We start from the raw sequence: 17,684 nt of genomic DNA on the forward strand, positions 1-17,684 counted from the left end.
TACAAGTTGATTGGTTTCATAATATCTGTTTTTAGCTTGTTGACTTGTGCAAAGATACTATAAAACTTGTAATATATATCCATTTTGTGTCCTATTCTTCCCATTTAATACAAAAAATAGGCAAAAAAGGCTACTGCCTGGTGCTTTATCTGCCAGTATAAATACGTGTTTGCTTGGATTTCTTTTCTTTTTCATTTGCTTATTTCGTTTCAAATCAATACTTTTAGGCTTTCGTTCAACCTTTTAATACATTTATGCTATGGACCAAATCCTATTCTGGCTGGTTCCGGCCGCTTCCGTTCTGGCACTTTGTTTTGCCTGGTATTTCCATCGTCAGATGATGAAAGAGAGTGAGGGTACTCCTCAGATGATTAAAATTGCCGCTGCTGTGCGCAAAGGTGCTATGTCTTACCTTCGTCAGCAATACAAGATTGTGGGCTGGGTATTTCTGGGATTGGTCATCCTCTTTTCTATTATGGCATACGGTTTCGGGGTGCAGAATTCCTGGGTGCCGATTGCTTTCCTTACCGGAGGATTTTTCTCCGGACTTTCCGGTTTTCTGGGTATGAAGACGGCTACCTACGCATCGGCTCGTACTGCCAATGCGGCACGCACATCACTGAATGCCGGACTACGCGTGGCTTTCCGCAGCGGTGCGGTGATGGGACTGGTGGTGGTGGGCCTTGGCCTGTTTGACATATCTTTCTGGTATCTGTTGCTGAATGCTGTAATTCCGGAGGATGTAATGACTCCCACCCATAAACTCTGCATCATTACCACTACCATGCTGACTTTCGGTATGGGGGCTTCCACGCAGGCATTGTTTGCACGCGTAGGTGGCGGTATCTATACAAAAGCTGCCGATGTAGGTGCCGACCTTGTGGGAAAGGTGGAAGCCGGTATCCCCGAAGACGACCCGCGTAATCCTGCCACGATTGCGGATAATGTAGGTGACAATGTAGGCGACGTTGCCGGTATGGGTGCCGACTTGTACGAAAGTTATTGCGGTTCTATCCTTGCTACGGCTGCCCTCGGTGCTGCGGCTTTTATCCACTCGGGTGATACGCTGATGCAGTTCAAGGCCGTAATCGCTCCGATGCTGATTGCAGCCGTCGGAATATTGCTTTCCATTATCGGTATCTTCTCCGTGCGCACCAAAGAGAATGCGAAGATGAAGGATTTGCTGAACTCACTGGCTTTCGGTACTAATCTCAGCTCTATTCTGATAGTTGTCGCCACTTTCTTTATCTTGTGGTTGCTGAAGTTGGACAACTGGCTGTGGATTTCCTGCTCCGTGATAGTGGGTTTGATAGTAGGTATCATCATCGGGCGTTCTACGGAGTACTATACTTCCCAATCCTACCGTCCTACCCAAAAGCTGAGTGAAAGCGGAAAGACCGGTCCGGCGACAGTCATAATTTCCGGTATAGGCCTGGGAATGCTTTCTACGGCTATTCCGGTGATTGCCGTGGTGATAGGTATCATTGCTTCTTATCTCTTTGCTTCGGGCTTCGACTTCTCTAATGTGGGTCTGGGGCTCTATGGCATTGGCATTGCCGCGGTAGGTATGCTTTCTACATTGGGCATCACGCTTGCTACAGATGCTTACGGGCCGATAGCCGACAACGCGGGTGGCAATGCGGAAATGTCCGGTCTGGGTGAAGAGGTGCGTAAGCGTACCGATGCGCTCGACTCCTTGGGCAATACTACAGCCGCTACGGGCAAAGGCTTTGCCATCGGTTCCGCCGCTTTGACGGGATTGGCTTTGCTGGCCTCTTATGTCGAGGAAATCCGTATCGGGCTGACGCGTCTCGGGACTACCGAATTGTCGCTTCCTCATGGCGATGCCGTGGCCCTGCAAGATGCCACTTTCTTCGACTTTATGCATCACTACGATGTGACGCTGATGAATCCGAAAGTTCTTTCCGGTATGTTCCTGGGTTCGATGATGGCATTTCTTTTCTGTGGATTGACGATGAATGCGGTAGGTCGTGCAGCGGCCCATATGGTAGACGAAGTGCGCCGCCAGTTCCGCGAAATCAAGGGAATCCTTACGGGAGAGGCGGAGCCTGATTATGAGCGTTGTGTGGCAATCTCGACGAAAGGGGCGCAACGCGAGATGGTGATTCCGTCACTGATAGCTATCATTGCTCCGATTGCGACGGGACTTATTTTCGGTGTCCCCGGTGTGCTCGGTCTGCTGATTGGCGGATTGAGCAGCGGTTTCGTGCTTGCCATCTTCATGCAAATGCCGGTGGTGCATGGGATAATGCCAAAAAGTATGTGGAAGAAGGCAACTTTGGCGGCAAAGGCAGTGAAGTCCACAAGGCTACAGTCGTGGGTGACACCGTAGGAGACCCGTTCAAGGACACATCCGGTCCGAGCTTGAATATCCTAATCAAGCTGATGAGCATGGTAGCCATTGTGATGGCAGGGCTTACGGTTGCGTGGAGCCTGTTCTAAAAAGAGTTTTTCCCCGTATCCCACCAGAGGCGGGTGGCGCCGTTGTCTGCGCCACCCAGTTTTCCCGTGAGGGTGGCGTATTGTGCCGGGTCGGCAGTGGCGGCGTCCGTCGAGAACGGAAGGCGGCGGAGCATGATATCCGTATCAATCACTTGTCCGGTGTTGCTTTGGACCTTGAAAAGTTTGGGGTATCCGGTCCGGCGTTGCTCGGCCCATGCCTCGTAACTTTCGGGCCAGCATGCCAGCCACTTCTGGGTAATAATCTTTTCGAGTTTCGTCTCTATGTCTGCATCTTCTTCCCATTTGGAGATGGTAATCAAGGCTTCCATGTCCTTGCCGACCTTGCCGTCTGAGACCACGTCTTTATAATCGGCAGGGGTGTTGTCGCTTTCCAGATATTCGGAAGCACCGGCACAGTCCCACTGTGTAAATGAAGTGCTTACCCCGTATTCATAGCATGTGCGGGGATTCTCTTTGGTATAGCCGCGGAGGGCTGCTTCGGCCCTAAGCAGCCAGACTTCCGCCGCACTCATCAATACGGCTCCGGTCTTTTCGCCGATGGTACTTGTGTTGAGGGAAGAGCAAGAACTGTAAATGTTGGCGTCACCGTCTTTCATGGGCAAACCGATGGGAATGCCTAACAACTGTTCTTGATAACCTTCGAGCAGGGCGGTGTTATACCATTTCTTGCCACGCGGGTCTTCATAACCGTTGACAATGGATTCCATCGAGGCATTCATGTAGACTTCACCCCAACCGGCAACGGCACACAAAGGATTGATATAGTTCTTGCCCATTACAGCGATGGTTTCCCTTGCACCTTCCAGTACACCTTGATTGTCATTCAGCGCTTTGGTTGCTTGGTCTTTGGCAAGCGTTGCATCCACATTGGAGATGCGCATGGCAAGGCGCAAACGTAGTGAGTTGGCAAACTTCAACCAGTCCTTCAAGGTCTTGCCGTTGGTCAGCATATCATACTCTTTGAATTTGTTGTTGTCACCGCCCTCGTTCAGGTATTCCCTTATCAATTGCTGTCCTTCGTCCAGGTCTGCAAAGAAGCGTGTATAGGCTTCCTGCAGTCCGTAAACCCGGGGTGTCTCACCCAGTTGATGGTAGACCAGCGGACCGTATGTGTCGGCTATGCGGTGCATCAGTTCCACTTTCAAGATTTCAGTAATGCCGAGATAGCCCTTTAAGTTGTCATTGCCATAAAAGTTCTTTTCTGCCTTCTGCACTTCCGTGTAGACATATCCGTAAGTACATTGCCATGCGGCATTGGTCCAGCCAGAGTTCAGGTTGTAGCAGGCGTTGGATTTCATGAATTTAGGAATAGGGTCCATAAAGTAGCCGGAGAACATGTCATGGTTCAGGGATTGTGTCATCTGCCATATCCAATTCAAGCCTACAGAACTTATATTGAAGTAGATGCCCGACTGTATGGGTTCGAATGGAGCAGTCAGGTTCTGGAAATCTATTTCCTTTTTGTCGTCCGAGAAACCTCCCTTGATTTCGTTGTCGTTCTCAAAACCGCCGGTGCAAGCTGCAAGCAGCAGTATGCTATGGCAGAAAAGGAATATGATGCACTTGTTTTTCATAAGGTATTCATTTTAAAAGGTTAATCTTAGGTTAAAGCCGATATTCCGGGTAGTAGCATGCCAAACACGTCTACTCCTTGATTGTTGTTGCCTATGGACATTACTGCATCGGGGTCGAACGGTGCTTCCTTCTTTAAGAAACACAAGTTGCGCGCCGCCAATGATACGTCGATTCCCTTTATGAATTTACTGTTTTCCAGTAGCATTTTCGGGAAAGAATAGCTCAGTGATACTTCACGGAGTCTGATGCAGGTTGCGTCGTACATATAATATTCGGAGATGGCGTTTCTGCCGCCTACTGCGCTGTAGAATGCTCTCGGGTCGTTGAACTTCTGTCCCTGGTATTCTACATATCCCCGGGCGCGGGCATCTTCGGTGACTTTGGTCACGCCGTTGGCATCCAGCTCAGACTGTGTCAGTGACATGACTTCGCCGCCAAAGCGGAAATCTATCAGGAAATAGAGCTCCAGGTCCTTGTAGGTAAGTGTGTTGCTCCATCCCATCGTGAAGTCAGGATTGGCATTCCCAAGCAAATCCTTGTTTCCGGTATTTCCCAAAGGTCTTTTGCTGGTTTCATCAACCATGATGCTGCCATCCTCGTTACGGCGGAAAGCATTTCCATAAATATCCCCCAGGCTGCCTCCTTCTTTGACACGCATCTGATAGCCTGCGTTGAAACCTTCTTCGTAGTAGGAAAATTCCGGATAGTCAGGATGCAGGGTCACTACTTTGTTCTTGTTGGCGGACATGTTGATGAGGCTCTTCCACGAAAAGTTTCTGTATAGTAGCGGAGTGGCGTCTACCGTCAGTTCAAAACCCTGGTTACGTATTTTTCCGGCATTGACATACCGGTATTTGTAGGTGGAGCCCGTAGGGTTGTCCATTCTCAATAACTGGTTCTTGGTATTGGTCTGATACCAAGTGAAGTCTATCCCGAAGCGGTGGTGGAAGAAGCGCCATTCTGTGCCGAATTCGATGGAGCTGCTGATTTCCGGTTTCAGGTCACCGCGCTGTTCTACGGTATTTACATTGATACCGCCGCCTACCATGATGATGTCTGCCGGGTTGGTGATTCCTATCGGGAGGTCATTACCGACTTCCGCCCACGAAGCGCGCACTTTTGCAAAACTTATCCATTTGGGCAGGGAGCAGGTTTTATCAAGAATCCAGGTAGCTCCTATGGAGGGATAGAAGAATCCGGTATTCTTGCTGTCTGTGTGGGCTAATGTGGATGACCAGTCGTTACGTGCGGTAATGTCCAAGTATAGTAATCCTTTCCAGCCCCACTGCATGGTGGCAAATACTGATTGGAGCGTGCGTTTGCTGTCGATGCTCTGGTTTATGGCTGCTTTGGAGTCCATCACTACATTGGGGACGGTAAATACATTCGGTTTGTAGAGGGAAGCAAGCCTTGAGTCTATCGTCAGTGAGTTGACTTTACTCATGTTGATGCTGGCTCCCAGTGCCGTATTGAGGGAAAAGTCATCAAATTCCTTGTTAAACAAGGCCATTACGTCACCGTAGACTTGGGTTTCCTGGCTGTCCGACCAGATGTAACGTCCGTTTTCCTTGCCCTCGTACTTGCCGGCGATGTTGGGAGCTGTAGTGGCATACATCTTATTGTCGAATTTATCACTGATATAATCCACATTACCCCGTGCCTGCAGGCTGAAGTAGTCCGTAATGTGCAGATTGGCGCTGGCCGATGCTACAGCGCGATAGCGCTTGTTGCTACTGAGCACGCGGTTTCTCAGCCAGTAAGGATTCTGTCCCCATTCACTGACGGTACCGTCTCCATTCTTTTCAATCCAGTTTTGTGTCATCATATTGCGGTCGGCATTCCACGTTTCAAAGTTTTCTCTGTAAGTGCTCATGTCTACGCCACGTGGGAAACTGTACAAGCTGACCAGCGGATTCAGATAATAGCCGCCGGTAGCAGGGGAGTTCTTGACGGTTTGGGTCATTAGTGTTGCAATGCCGTCCAGCTTCAGCTTGTTGTTAAAGAGGTTGGCCGTTTCGTGTAGGTTCAGGTTATTCTTCTGTAGCTTGTTGTTGTCCACAATTCCTTTAGCCGTGGTGTTGGCGTATGAGAAATAAGTTTGTACTTTTTCATTTCCGGTAGTGATGGCCAGCGAATTGAAAGTAGTGATGCCATTGCTGAAGAACTCGCCTATGTTGTCATAGTCCGTTACATTGCCTTTTGCACCCCAGCTTGCCGTGCCGCCATCTTCGTTCCGGCCGTATGTATTTTGGAATTCGGGGAGGCTGATGGTGTGACTCACGGTCAGGTTGGAGGAGAATGTAACGCGCTGCAGTCCGGCTTTCCCCTTTTTGGTGGTTATCAAAATGACGCCATTAGCTGCCTGCGAACCATAAAGTGCGGCGGCAGAAGAGCCTTTCAGGATGTTGATGCTTTCTATGTCGTCCGGATTCAGGTTGGAAATCCCGTCACCGGCATCACGGTTGAATCCATCGTAGTTACCGCCGATTACGGTGGAGGTGGATTCTGTTGAACTGTTCAGCATAGGAACACCGTCAATTACGTACAAGGGCTGGTTGTTGCCGCTGGCAAATGCAGAGCGTGCACCGCGAATGGCGACTTTGGCAGAACCTCCTAAATTAGCGGTTTTATTGATTTGTACTCCGGCCGTCTTTCCTGCCAGTGTATTAATCATGTTCGGCTCTTTGGCACGGGTCAGCTCACTGCTGCTTATCTGTTGGGTAGAATAGGTCAATGAGGACATTTTTTTCTGGATACCCATGGCGGTTACCACTACTTGCTCCAGGGCGAGGCTCTTTTCTTCCATCCGGATGTGGAGATTGTTTTTACCGTTCAGGGCAATGGTTTGCGGCTCATAACTGATGTAGGACACGACAATAGTGGCATAAGGAGGGATATTCATACTAAATTCTCCTTCGGTGTTGGTAATAACGCCATTGGCGGTCCCTTTTTCAAGAATGTTGGCACCGATAATCGGTTCACCTTTGGAGTCCGTCACCTTTCCTCTTACAGTAGCCATTTCCTGCAGAGTGTCTGTCTTATCCTCAGCACTCCTGCTGTTTTTGGTTAAAACGATGTTTTTGCCTTCCATCACATACTTGATGTCTGTCCCTTTGAACATTTGGTCAAGTACTTCGGAAACAGTTTGGTTGCTTGCATTGATGTCGACGGTACGGCGTACATCGACGTTCTGTTTGTTATATACAAATAAGTATTCTGTTTGCGATTCAATTTGCTCGAGAACTTGCCCTACCCTCAGCCGGGCATTTTGAATGCTGACCCTGGCATTCTGAGAGTAGCAGTTCCCGCTGTATACCTGAAATATAACAAGCAGGAGAAGGAATAATGTGATTTTCATAGGTTTGCAATAATTGCTTAAAATCTAATTTTTTTAGATAAAAAAGCCTCATCAACAAAATTTTTCTCATATCTTTGTCACTGTGTTAAGTTAATAAATTGATTAAGGTCGATTTTTGACTGTTTCGGATCGAAAGTATGGGGGTACTTTCCGATCTTTTTTTCTTACTCATATATAACAATTGAATCCTTCTCTTCGTTGATGCGGAACTTGAAAGGATGGTCTTTCGAGATGGTCCGCAGTATATGCTCGATGCCGTCCTGCTCTCTGAACTTGCCGGTAAAGCTGCCGTAGTTCAGCAGTTGGGGGCTGGCAACGGTTATCTTTGCATTATAGTATTTCTCCAGCCTACCGAGGATACCGCTGAATGGGGCGTCGTCAAAACAGTATAGTCCCTCTTTCCAACGTAGATATTCATAGGAAGGAAGGACGGTCTTTCTGCATTTCCCGTTTTCATTGAGAAACACCTCGTCTTTCTGCAACCTGGTGATTATCTGGCTGCTGTTGGCCGGATAGATATCGACGATACCTTCCACCAATGTGGTTCCGAACTCATGGCTCCCACTGTAGGCACAGACATTGAAACTTGTTCCTACAACTTTTACCTTGTTCGTTTCTGTATGTACATAGAATGGGATACTCTTGTTTTTGGCTACTTCAAAGTAGGCCTCTCCATCCAGTTCCACATTCCGTTCGTTGCGTCCGAAGTTGGCGGCATATTTCATGGTAGACTTGGAGTTCAGCCATACGCGTGTTCCATCGGCGAGGGTAATCTGGGCCCGTTGTCCGGCAGGCACAGTGACTGTTTGCAACTGCACCTCCTTGTTATATAGAAAGTCGGAGGTGATGAAATAACCGGCGATGGCGACAATGGTGACGGCGGCTATACGGGCCGTCCAGCGGAGCATCGGCATGATGCGCACCGTTTTCTTTTCATTGTTTTCCTGCTTGTCCGAGAACAAGGAAATGTCGTATATCATGCGCTCTTTCAGGAAGGTGTCCCGGTTTTCATCCGAGGCGTCTACCCAGTCGAGTATCATCTTTTCTTCTTCAACGGAAGTAATACCTTTGAAATATTTATATAATAGCTCTTGGTTCATTGTCAATAATTTATTTCTTTTCTAAAACGTGCTCTTTTTACCTTTTGTATATATAACCGGAAAGTGGGCGGTAACCCTATTCCGTAGAAGTGTTTTTTTAGGATATTAATATTATGAGTATGGTAACAAGATAATCTTTCAGTCTCAGCCGGAGAATTCGCAGCACTTTGGTGATGTGTGCCTCTACGGTTTTAAGTGATATGTCCAGGCTATCGGCAATCTGCTTGTTTGCCAGGTTCTGGTATCGGCTCAACATGAATATCCTCCGGCTTTGCTCGGGCATTTCCTGCAAGGTCTTATTTACGATATGCTGTATTTCCGTGTTGAATATCTGGTCCGGTTCGCAGGCTTTCAGGGTGGAGATGCGTAAGTCCAGTTCGCGCAGGTTGTGGCTGCTGATGGTTTCTTCTGCCCGTAGGCGCACCTGCTTGTGCTCGAGTACGTGCAGGGCTTTGTTCTTTATGATGGTCAGCAACAGGGCATGCAGGTTGCTGTTTTCTTCCCAGCGGTCTCGGTTTTCCCATAGGGCAATCATGGACTCCATCACAACGTCTTCCGCTTCTGCTTTATCCCTGAGATAAGAATAAGCAAAGGCCATAAACTTTTCTTGGTTTTCCTGGAAAAAGCGTGAGAAAAGATTCATAGTATGTAGGCTCCTTAAACCGGACATTAATTGAGGTTCTTTATGGAATGTAAGGCTTTATATAGCAAAAAAACATAATCTTTTTGGAATATGCAAGCATTATGCCTTGTTTTTTCGGAGCCATTTCTGGCAGTATTGACAAAAAGAAAGCCTGATGGGGCTCCATCAGGCTTTATATACTTAAAGAATAAGAAGTTTCTTATTTCTTTTCCGGTCTTTCTTGTCTTTCCGGTCTCGGAAGCAATACTTTGCGTGACAGCTTGAACTTTCCGGTCTTCGGGTCGATGTCGAGAAGTTTTACGTCAATTTCGTCGCCTTCCTTGATACCGGCTTCTTCTACTGTTTCCAGACGTTTCCAGTCGATTTCGGAGATATGGAGCAAGCCGTCCTTACCCGGCAGGAATTCAACGAATGCACCGTAAGGCATAATGGAGCGTACCTTGCCTTTGTAGACTTCGCCTACTTCGGGGACAGCTACAATCCCTTTGATGATACGCATAGCATCATCGATGCTCTTCTTGTTGGTACCGGCGATTTCGATTCTACCGATGTTGTCCACTTCTTCAATAGTAATGGTGGCACCGGTTTCTTCCTGCATACCTTGGATAATCTTTCCACCAGGGCCGATGACAGCACCGATGAATTCCTTGGGAATGGTCATTGTCTCGATACGCGGAGCGTGAGGCTTCAGGTCTTCGCGAGGCTCGGCGATGCACTCGGTGATTTTGCCCAAGATGTATTCGCGGCCTTCTTTAGCCTGCAGCAATGCCTTTTCGAGGATTTCGTATGACAGACCGTCCACTTTGATATCCATCTGAGTGGCGGTGATACCGTCTTTCGTTCCGGTCACCTTGAAGTCCATGTCGCCCAAGTGGTCCTCATCACCGAGGATATCGGACAATACGGCATATTTGTCTTCGCCTGCATTCTTAATCAATCCCATGGCGATGCCTGATACCGGTTTCTTGATTTTCACACCTGCATCCATCAATGCCAGAGTTCCGGCACATACGGTAGCCATGGAAGAAGAACCGTTTGATTCGAGGATGTCGGATACCACACGTACTACATACGGATAGTCTGCAGGAATCTGCCCCTTCAATGCACGCCATGCCAGATGGCCGTGGCCGATTTCACGACGGCCTACACCGCGCTGTGCCTTGGCTTCACCCGTAGAGAACGGAGGGAAGTTATAGTGCAGAAGAAAACGCTCTTTTCCGTGTTCCAATACGTCGTCGATGATCTTCTCGTCCAACTTGGTACCTAAAGTCACAGTAGACAAAGACTGTGTCTCGCCACGTGTAAAGATGGCAGAACCGTGAGGGCCGGGCAGGTAGCTGGTTTCACACCAGATAGGACGGATTTCGGTAGTCTTACGTCCGTCAAGGCGCTTGCCTTCGTCCAGAATGGAACGGCGCATCGCCTCTTTTTCCACATCGTGATAGTAACGGTCAATGAGGGCTGCCTTTTCTTCCAGTTCTTCTTCGGAGAACTGTGCCTTGAATTCTTCGCGAATGGCATCGAAAGCTCCATGCGTTCGTGCTTGTTCTTGTTTCCGGAAGCGGCAATGGCATAAGCCTTGTCGTAGCAAGCGTCGTGAACGGCCTTACGGAGTTCTTCGTCGTTCACTTCGTGGCAATATTCGCGTTTCACGGTAGAGCCTACTTCTTCTGCCAGTTCCATCTGTGCCTTGCACTGAATCTTAATGGCTTCGTGTGCAGCTTCATCGCTTCCAGCAAGTCCTGCTCGGAAACCTCGTCCATTTCGCCTTCCACCATCATGATGTTTTCATAAGTGGCGCCCACCATCAAGTCCATATCGGCTTGTTCCAGTTGTTCGAAGGTAGGATTGATGACGAATTGCCCGTTGATGCGTGCTACGCGTACTTCGGAAATAGGTCCGTTGAAGGGGATATCTGAAACTGCAAGTGCGGCAGAAGCTGCGAGTCCGGCCAGAGCGTCGGGCATATCTACGCCGTCTGCTGAGAAAAGGATGATGTTTACGTATACCTCTGCATGGAAATTATCAGGGAATAAGGGGCGGAGAGCACGGTCAACGAGGCGGCAAGTGAGGATCTCGTAGTCAGAAGCGCGTCCTTCACGCTTTGTGAAACCGCCGGGGAAACGTCCGAATGCGGAGAATTTTTCTTTGTACTCTACCTGTAATGGCATGAAATCTGTTCCGGGAACTGCGTCCTTGGCGGCACAAACAGTAGCTAAAAGCATGGTGTTGCCCATACGAAGCATTACAGAACCGTCTGCCTGTTTTGCCAGCTTTCCCGTTTCGAGCGTGATGGTTCTGCCATCAGGAAGCTCGATCGTCTTAACAATTGGGTTAATCATAAAAAATGTTTTATATCTAATTTTCTTTCAAAATTCGTGCAAAGATACATAATTTATTCATGTAAAATGGTGGGAATGAGATAAAAAGTTTGTATTTAGTTGTTTTTTGCAGTTTTCTATATGGAAGAACGAGGGAAAATGCTTTGACTGAACTTGAAAAGAAGTATATTTGCAGGCGATTCGGAAAAATGTTTTTCCGGGCGTAGGGAAGGAAAATAAGAGAAATGGAACAATAATGGCCCTCCCCCCAGTCTTCTCCCTATCTGGTCCCTACCTGCTTCTTATCTGCTCCCAGTGTTTAGACAGGGAGAAGACAGGGACAAAGTAGGGAGGAGGTAGACAAAAACAGAAGAATAGGACAATCGAGACATGAAAAATATATTTTTTAGGATAAAACAAAACTGAAGATACGATATGAAGAAAATCTTTTTTATGGCACTTGCTGCAATAGCATTGGGTGCATGTAATTCCGAACCGAAATTCAAAGTAGAGGGTGAAGTGTCTGGTGCCGACGGCAAGATGCTTTATTTGGAAGCTTCGGCATTGGAAGGCATTGTTCCTCTGGATTCCGTAAAACTGAAAGGGGACGGCTCTTTCGTCTTCAAGCAGGTACGTCCGGTATCTCCGGAATTCTACCGTCTGCGGGTAGACGACAAGGTTATTAATTTCTCGGTAGATTCGACGGAAACGGTTTTGGTAAAGGCGCCTTATACCGATTTCGCCACTGCCTATACGGTGGAAGGTTCTCCGAATAGCTCGAAGATAAAGGACTTGACGCTGAAGCAGATGAAGCTTCAGGATAATGTGAATGCATTGCTGCAGTCGGTGCAGGCACATAAGATAGGCGCCGATGTTTTTGAGGACAGCCTTGCCTCTTTATTGAAGAACTATAAGGATGAAGTGAAAATCAGCTATATTTTTGCCGCTCCCAATACGGCTGCCGCCTATTTCGCCTTGTTCCAGAAGCTGAATAATTATTTGATTTTCGACCCTCTGAACAATAAGGAAGACATTAAGTGTTTTGCAGCCGTGGCAACCAGCCTGAACAATTACTATCCGGCTGCCGACCGCTCCAAGAACCTCTACAATATTGTGATAAAGGGAATGAAGAATACCCGTACTCCGCAGCAGAAGGTGGTGGAAATCCCCGAAGAGGCAATTTCCGAAACTGGCATCATCGACATTAACCTGCGCGACATGAAGGGCAATACACGTAAGTTGAGCGAACTGAAGGGCAAGGCTGTTATTGTGGACTTCACTGTTTATCAGAGTGCCGTTTCTGCTACACATAATTATATGTTGCGCGACTTGTACGACAAGTATGCCGCCCAGGGATTGGAAATCTATCAGGTTTCTCTGGATGCAGACGAGCACTATTGGAAAACAACTGCCGACAATCTGCCTTGGATTTGTGTGCGCGACGGTAATGGAATTTATTCGTCTATAGCGGCTTCTTATAATGTGAAGAATGTGCCTTCTGTGTTCCTGGTCAACAAGAACAATGAGTTGAGTGCCCGTGGAGAGAGCATTAAAGACCTGGAGGCGGCAGTGAAAGCATTGCTGTAACATGTTATAAATAAGAAGTTTTCGTTTAAATATGTTACAAAGCAGCCTTTTATGCTTGACACGCATTGCATAAAAGGCTATCTTTGCATAGGAAAATCGGAAAGAGGGTTCCAGCATGCTGACCATGTTGGAATTCTTTTTTGTTTATAGTACCATTAAAAACTAACATAACATTTAAGGAGGAAAAAGTATGGCTTATATGTCAGAAGACGGCTACAAGAAATTGATGGCCGAGTTGAAACACCTGGAGACGGTGGAACGTCCCAAAATATCGGCTGCCATTGCCGAAGCGCGTGACAAAGGTGATTTGTCGGAAAATGCAGAGTATGACGCTGCCAAGGAAGCTCAAGGCATGCTTGAGATGAAAATTAACAATTTGAAGCTGACCATTGCCGACGCTAAGATTATTGATGAGTCGAAGTTGAAAACCGATTCTGTACAGATTCTTAATAAGGTAGAGCTTAAGAACGTGAAGAATGGCATGAAGATGGTTTATACCATCGTTTCCGAAAGTGAAGCCAATCTGAAGGAAGGAAAGATTTCCGTGAATACTCCGATTGCACAAGGTCTGCTTGGCAAGAAAGTAGGTGACATCGCAGAAATCAAAGTTCCGCAGGGCATGATTAACCTGGAAGTAGTGAACATCTCATTTTAAAGAAAGGCAGGTCCGCATACGGGCTTGCCTTATTTTATAATTTATAGCTATGGCAACAATATTCAGTAGAATTATCGCAGGTGAAATACCTTGCTACAAGGTGGCGGAGGATGACAGATTCTTTGCGTTCCTTGACATCAATCCGTTGGTAAAAGGTCATACATTGGTCATTCCCAAGCAGGAAGTGGATTATATCTTCGATTTGAACGATGAGGATTTGGCGGCGATGCATGTTTTCGCCAAGAGAGTGGCGCTTGCCATCGGCAAGGCCTTCCCGTGTAGAAAGGTAGGAGAAGCGGTATTGGGGCTGGAAGTGCCTCATGCGCACATACATCTGATTCCTATGCAGAACGAAAAAGATATGCTTTTCTCCAATCCCAAACTGAAACTGACGGACGAAGAATTCAAGGCTGTGGCGGAAGCATCCGTGCAGCGCTTTAACCGGTTTATTTTCCTCCCCTAAATAAACGGAAGCGGGAGTTGGACCTCATCCAGCTCCCGCTATTTTTTGCCTTCGGCACCTGTCTTTTAATTCTAAATTGTCAATCTTTAATTTAAATGTATTCCTCTCCCAGTTTTATCTGGGCGTCATTCACATATTTGCGGATGGTATGTTCTTCATCCTTCTTGCAAATCAGTAATACATTGTCCGACTCGGCTATGAGGTAGCCTTCCAAGCCGTCGATAACTGCAAGTTTGTTTTCGGGCAGCACCACGATATTGTCCTTGCTGTTATAGATGAGGGATTTGCATTTTAGGGCTACATTGCCTGCTTCATCTTTGGGAGACAAATCATATAAAGACCCCCAGGTACCTAAATCAGACCAGCCGAAATCGCCTAATGATACATATACATTGTCTGCCTTTTCCATGATGCCGAAGTCTATGGAGACATTGGGACAAGCAGGGAAACTCTCGTCAATGAACTGTTTCTCCCGGGCTGTTCCGTACACATCTTTGCCGGGGGCCAGTTTGGAGGTCAGCTCGGGCAGCAGGGTTTCGTTTGCCTTGATGATGGTGTTTACGTTCCACATGAACAGACCGGAATTCCAGTAGAATTCTCCGCTTTCCACGAACACTTTCGCCAGTTCCAGTTCCGGTTTCTCGGTGAAGGTCTTTACCTTGTAGAAGTTGTCACCGGTGGCTTCGGCTATCTGTATGTAGCCATATCCGGTTTCCGGACGGTTGGGCTTGATACCGAGTGTCAGCAGATTGTCCGATTGGGAAACGAAGTCCAGTCCTTTTTCGATAGCCGCCAGAAATTCGCCTTCCTTCAAGATTAAGTGGTCTGAAGGAGCCACCACTATATTGGCGTTCGGATTCAAGGCGCGGATATGATAGGAAGCCCACGCGATGCAGGGAGCTGTATTCCTGCGTGTCGGCTCCAGTAGAATCTGTTCGGGTTTAAGTTCGGGAAGCTGTTCTTTTACAAGGTCGGCATACAAGTCATTTGTTACGATAAGTATATTTTCCATGGGGATTATCTGCTTGAAGCGGTCGAAGGTTTGCTGCAGCAAGGAACGTCCCGTACCAAAGAAATCCAGAAACTGTTTTGGAAGTGTCTTGCGGCTGAATGGCCAGAAACGGCTGCCGATTCCTCCGCCCATAATTACACAGAAATTATCCTTATTGGTTACCATGCTATTGATTTTAAAAGTTTCTGCTAATGTACTGCATATTTTACAAACTAGGAATGATTCGAGCAGGTTTTATCGTTTTTTTTGCCTTTTTTTCCAAAAAGTATTGCAGGTTTAGAAAAAAGCTGTATCTTTGCACCGCATTTGAGAAATCAAACATGCCCAGATGGCGGAATCGGTAGACGCGCTGGTCTCAAACACCAGTGGATTCACTTCCATCCCGGTTCGACCCCGGGTCTGGGTACGAATAAACTCTGATAATCACCTGATTATCAGGGTTTTCTGCTTTTATAGGGCGTACTAAATGTGTACTGAATGACGAATACAAAGAAAAGGTGTACTTTAATAGTTTTCTTCCCCATATCTTTATAATTTCTTAACGCTTATCCTATCTTTTCTTCCTTATTATTGCCGATGTTTTCGGGAAAAGTGAGATTCTTACCTTATATTTGTAGTAAGAACGTTTAAAGGCACACGATTATGGAAAATCATATAGAAACCAATTTCAGAGAAATACAGAAGATATTAGATAGTTGTATAGCTCATGACTATAAAACTAAAGTAGATGCACTATTTTTAAAACGTGAATATTTGACGCAAGCCCAGCTAAAGGATTATTTGCGACAAGAAATTTTCCGTGTGACTGAAAATATTGTAGCCATCCAACAAAAATACCGTGTCGTGCGTAACATTGTATTGGACATGGATATTCCCGATTTTTTGTGGGAAAGTGGTTATTTTGAGGACTTGAATTCTGATGAAAGAAAAAAGTATATCGGTTTCCGCTGCTCTGATTTTGATATGGATGCATATTTGCATGAACCGTCCTGTTATGATGGGCGGCTTCCTTATTTGTCCATTATCGTTAATCTTGTCGTGCTTTCCAAATATTTGCGCTATCTGCAAGAACAGGAAAGCAATTACCATACAGATGCGGTTGCCATCCAAGAGCAAGCCTTGCCAAAAGAGAAAGAGGAAAGTGCAGATACTAATCCAACCAAGATTGTGGGCAAAAGCAATCCTTTCAAGTCCACGTTGAAAGCTAATGAAATCAAACTTCTGACCGACTGTGTGAATGAAGCGAATATGTTTACTACTACCGTCAGTGCCAAAATACTTACCGATTTTTTCAACTGCAAACTGAATGGGGTATTGAAAGTTAATAATACCCGTCTGTTAGCCTATCTTATGATGCAACTTAGCTGTTATAATTACATCGTTTATGAATGGCAGTCTGTCATAGCAAACAATAAACTGATATTGAAGAAGATAAAAGGTGAACCGCTTACACGTACTGACCTGTCGAGTGCGACAGACCAAGCGAAAAACATCTATCCGAAAGGATATGAAATCATAGACAAATACATCAAACAACTGCAAAAAGGTTGAGCATAGATTGAACGCTCAAACAAAGGTCAATTAGACTTCATTTTCAAGCTCTTAACTTTGCCCCCGTTAACAAAAAAACGAGGGTGCGCACCTTCATATTGTTTCACCTAAATTCCTAAACAATATGGAAAAAAATTTAGAGTTAAGAGTTTCCGAACTCGAAAAGATGTTGTTCCTTTCAAAGAACGTGCTTAGCTTCGATGAAGCGAGCAAGTTCTTGAACCTTTCTAAAAGTTACCTGTACAAGCTGACTTCGGGTAACTTGATACCCCATTACAAGCCGCAGGGCAAAATGCTTTATTTTGAGAAAGCGGAGTTGGAAGCATGGTTGCGTCAGAACCCGGTCAAGACGCAGGCGCAGATAGAGCAGGAAGCGCAGAAGTATATCCTTAACCGTCCTCTAAAGAAATAACGGCTATGGAAAATAGAAAAGCGACAGAAGCCGGGCAGGACATCACCATGCAGAAAGAGGATTTCGCAGCCCTTTGGAAAACCATTCATCTAAAGGTGACGGACACTTACGAAGTGCCGCCCGAAATACTCTGGGTGAACGGCTCTACCATTGGCACGTTGGGTAATTTCAGTGCATCCACGGGTAAAGCCAAGAGCAAAAAGACATTCAACATTTCCGCTATCGTTGCGGCAGCGTTGAAGAATGACGAGGTATTGAAGTATTCGGCATACCTGCCACCGAACAAACGGAAAATCCTCTATGTAGATACCGAGCAGAGCAAATACCATTGCCACAAGGTCATGGAGCGTATTTTGCGGCTTGCCGGACTGCCTACCGACAAGGACAGGGACGATTTTGTTTTCATCGTGCTAAGGGAGCAGACACCCGATAAGCGGAAACAGATTATCGGTTATATGCTTGAAAATATGCCCGATGTGGGGTTGCTCATCATTGACGGAATCCGTGACTTGATGTATGTGTA

9 protein-coding genes, 1 tRNA gene and 4 pseudogenes are annotated in these 17,684 nt (G+C 46.6%); 8 read left to right on the top strand and 6 right to left on the bottom strand.

Annotated features, from left to right (window positions below; genetic code table 11):
* Window positions 1–259 precede the first annotated feature (259 nt).
* Window positions 260–2,463: pseudogene (locus JCM16496_RS18750) on the top strand (sodium-translocating pyrophosphatase).
* Here the strand turns inward: JCM16496_RS18750 and JCM16496_RS18755 are convergent.
* The 5 genes and pseudogenes from JCM16496_RS18755 to pnp all read right to left on the bottom strand — a co-directional run bounded on the left by JCM16496_RS18755 (window position 2,460) and on the right by pnp (window position 11,502).
* Window positions 2,460–4,058, bottom strand: coding sequence for a SusD/RagB family nutrient-binding outer membrane lipoprotein (locus tag JCM16496_RS18755; protein ID WP_025836124.1), 1,599 nt, complete (start codon window positions 4,056–4,058; stop codon window positions 2,460–2,462). The pseudogene JCM16496_RS18750 and the gene JCM16496_RS18755 overlap by 4 nt on opposite strands.
* Before the next feature lie 12 nt (window positions 4,059–4,070).
* A pseudogene (locus JCM16496_RS18760) lies at window positions 4,071–7,487 on the bottom strand (SusC/RagA family TonB-linked outer membrane protein).
* 94 nt (window positions 7,488–7,581) lie between these two features.
* Complete coding sequence (locus JCM16496_RS18765) at window positions 7,582–8,517, bottom strand: FecR family protein (RefSeq protein WP_025836126.1); 936 nt, start codon at window positions 8,515–8,517, stop codon at window positions 7,582–7,584.
* Between the two features lie 97 nt (window positions 8,518–8,614).
* Window positions 8,615–9,187 carry an RNA polymerase sigma-70 factor gene (locus JCM16496_RS18770; RefSeq protein ID WP_025836128.1) on the bottom strand — a complete coding sequence of 191 codons (573 nt, stop codon included), beginning with the start codon at window positions 9,185–9,187 and terminating at the stop codon, window positions 8,615–8,617.
* A 172-nt stretch (window positions 9,188–9,359) separates the two neighbouring features.
* Window positions 9,360–11,502: pseudogene (pnp, locus tag JCM16496_RS18780) on the bottom strand (polyribonucleotide nucleotidyltransferase).
* Window positions 11,503–11,916: 414 nt separating this feature from the next.
* Here pnp and JCM16496_RS18785 point away from each other — a divergent pair.
* The 3 genes from JCM16496_RS18785 to JCM16496_RS18795 all read left to right on the top strand — a co-directional run bounded on the left by JCM16496_RS18785 (window position 11,917) and on the right by JCM16496_RS18795 (window position 14,186).
* Window positions 11,917–13,068 carry a thioredoxin-like domain-containing protein gene (locus JCM16496_RS18785; protein ID WP_025836129.1) on the top strand — a complete coding sequence of 384 codons (1,152 nt, stop codon included), beginning with the start codon at window positions 11,917–11,919 and terminating at the stop codon, window positions 13,066–13,068.
* A 190-nt stretch (window positions 13,069–13,258) separates the two neighbouring features.
* The gene (greA, locus tag JCM16496_RS18790; RefSeq protein ID WP_005824394.1) at window positions 13,259–13,723 is read left to right on the top strand and encodes a transcription elongation factor GreA; all 465 of its coding nucleotides are present in this window, start codon (window positions 13,259–13,261) and stop codon (window positions 13,721–13,723) included.
* Window positions 13,724–13,772: 49 nt separating this feature from the next.
* A complete protein-coding gene (locus JCM16496_RS18795) occupies window positions 13,773–14,186 on the top strand; it encodes an HIT family protein (protein WP_025836131.1) in 414 nt (137 codons plus the stop codon).
* Window positions 14,187–14,277: 91 nt separating this feature from the next.
* On the opposite strand, the gene JCM16496_RS18800 is transcribed toward JCM16496_RS18795, so the two are convergent.
* Window positions 14,278–15,363, bottom strand: a complete 1,086-nt coding sequence (locus tag JCM16496_RS18800) for a mannose-1-phosphate guanylyltransferase (protein ID WP_025836133.1) — start codon at window positions 15,361–15,363, stop codon at window positions 14,278–14,280.
* A 157-nt stretch (window positions 15,364–15,520) separates the two neighbouring features.
* Here JCM16496_RS18800 and JCM16496_RS18805 point away from each other — a divergent pair.
* From JCM16496_RS18805 to JCM16496_RS18820, 4 genes and pseudogenes are all read left to right on the top strand, one after another.
* Window positions 15,521–15,604 (top strand) — tRNA-Leu (locus JCM16496_RS18805).
* Between the two features lie 236 nt (window positions 15,605–15,840).
* Window positions 15,841–16,749, top strand: coding sequence for a hypothetical protein (locus tag JCM16496_RS18810; protein ID WP_007479974.1), 909 nt, complete (start codon window positions 15,841–15,843; stop codon window positions 16,747–16,749).
* Window positions 16,750–16,873: 124 nt separating this feature from the next.
* Complete coding sequence (locus JCM16496_RS18815) at window positions 16,874–17,161, top strand: helix-turn-helix domain-containing protein (RefSeq protein WP_005944327.1); 288 nt, start codon at window positions 16,874–16,876, stop codon at window positions 17,159–17,161.
* A 5-nt stretch (window positions 17,162–17,166) separates the two neighbouring features.
* Window positions 17,167–17,684, top strand: a pseudogene (locus JCM16496_RS18820) (AAA family ATPase); the annotation flags it as partial.

This window comes from Bacteroides rodentium JCM 16496 (assembly GCF_000614125.1).
Classification (GTDB): Bacteria; Bacteroidota; Bacteroidia; order Bacteroidales; family Bacteroidaceae; genus Bacteroides; species Bacteroides rodentium.

What these genes read in the sequence shown, in the direction of transcription:
- JCM16496_RS18770 (WP_025836128.1), bottom strand. Translation starts at nt 9,187, where the DNA reads ATGTCCGGTTTAAGGAGCCTACATACTATGAATCTTTTCTCACGCTTT.
- JCM16496_RS18800 (WP_025836133.1), bottom strand. Translation starts at nt 15,363, where the DNA reads ATGGTAACCAATAAGGATAATTTCTGTGTAATTATGGGCGGAGGAATC.
- JCM16496_RS18810 (WP_007479974.1), top strand. Translation starts at nt 15,841, where the DNA reads ATGGAAAATCATATAGAAACCAATTTCAGAGAAATACAGAAGATATTA.
- JCM16496_RS18815 (WP_005944327.1), top strand. Translation starts at nt 16,874, where the DNA reads ATGGAAAAAAATTTAGAGTTAAGAGTTTCCGAACTCGAAAAGATGTTG.
- JCM16496_RS18765 (WP_025836126.1), bottom strand. Translation starts at nt 8,517, where the DNA reads ATGAACCAAGAGCTATTATATAAATATTTCAAAGGTATTACTTCCGTT.
- greA (WP_005824394.1), top strand. Translation starts at nt 13,259, where the DNA reads ATGGCTTATATGTCAGAAGACGGCTACAAGAAATTGATGGCCGAGTTG.
- JCM16496_RS18785 (WP_025836129.1), top strand. Translation starts at nt 11,917, where the DNA reads ATGAAGAAAATCTTTTTTATGGCACTTGCTGCAATAGCATTGGGTGCA.
- JCM16496_RS18755 (WP_025836124.1), bottom strand. Translation starts at nt 4,058, where the DNA reads ATGAAAAACAAGTGCATCATATTCCTTTTCTGCCATAGCATACTGCTG.
- JCM16496_RS18795 (WP_025836131.1), top strand. Translation starts at nt 13,773, where the DNA reads ATGGCAACAATATTCAGTAGAATTATCGCAGGTGAAATACCTTGCTAC.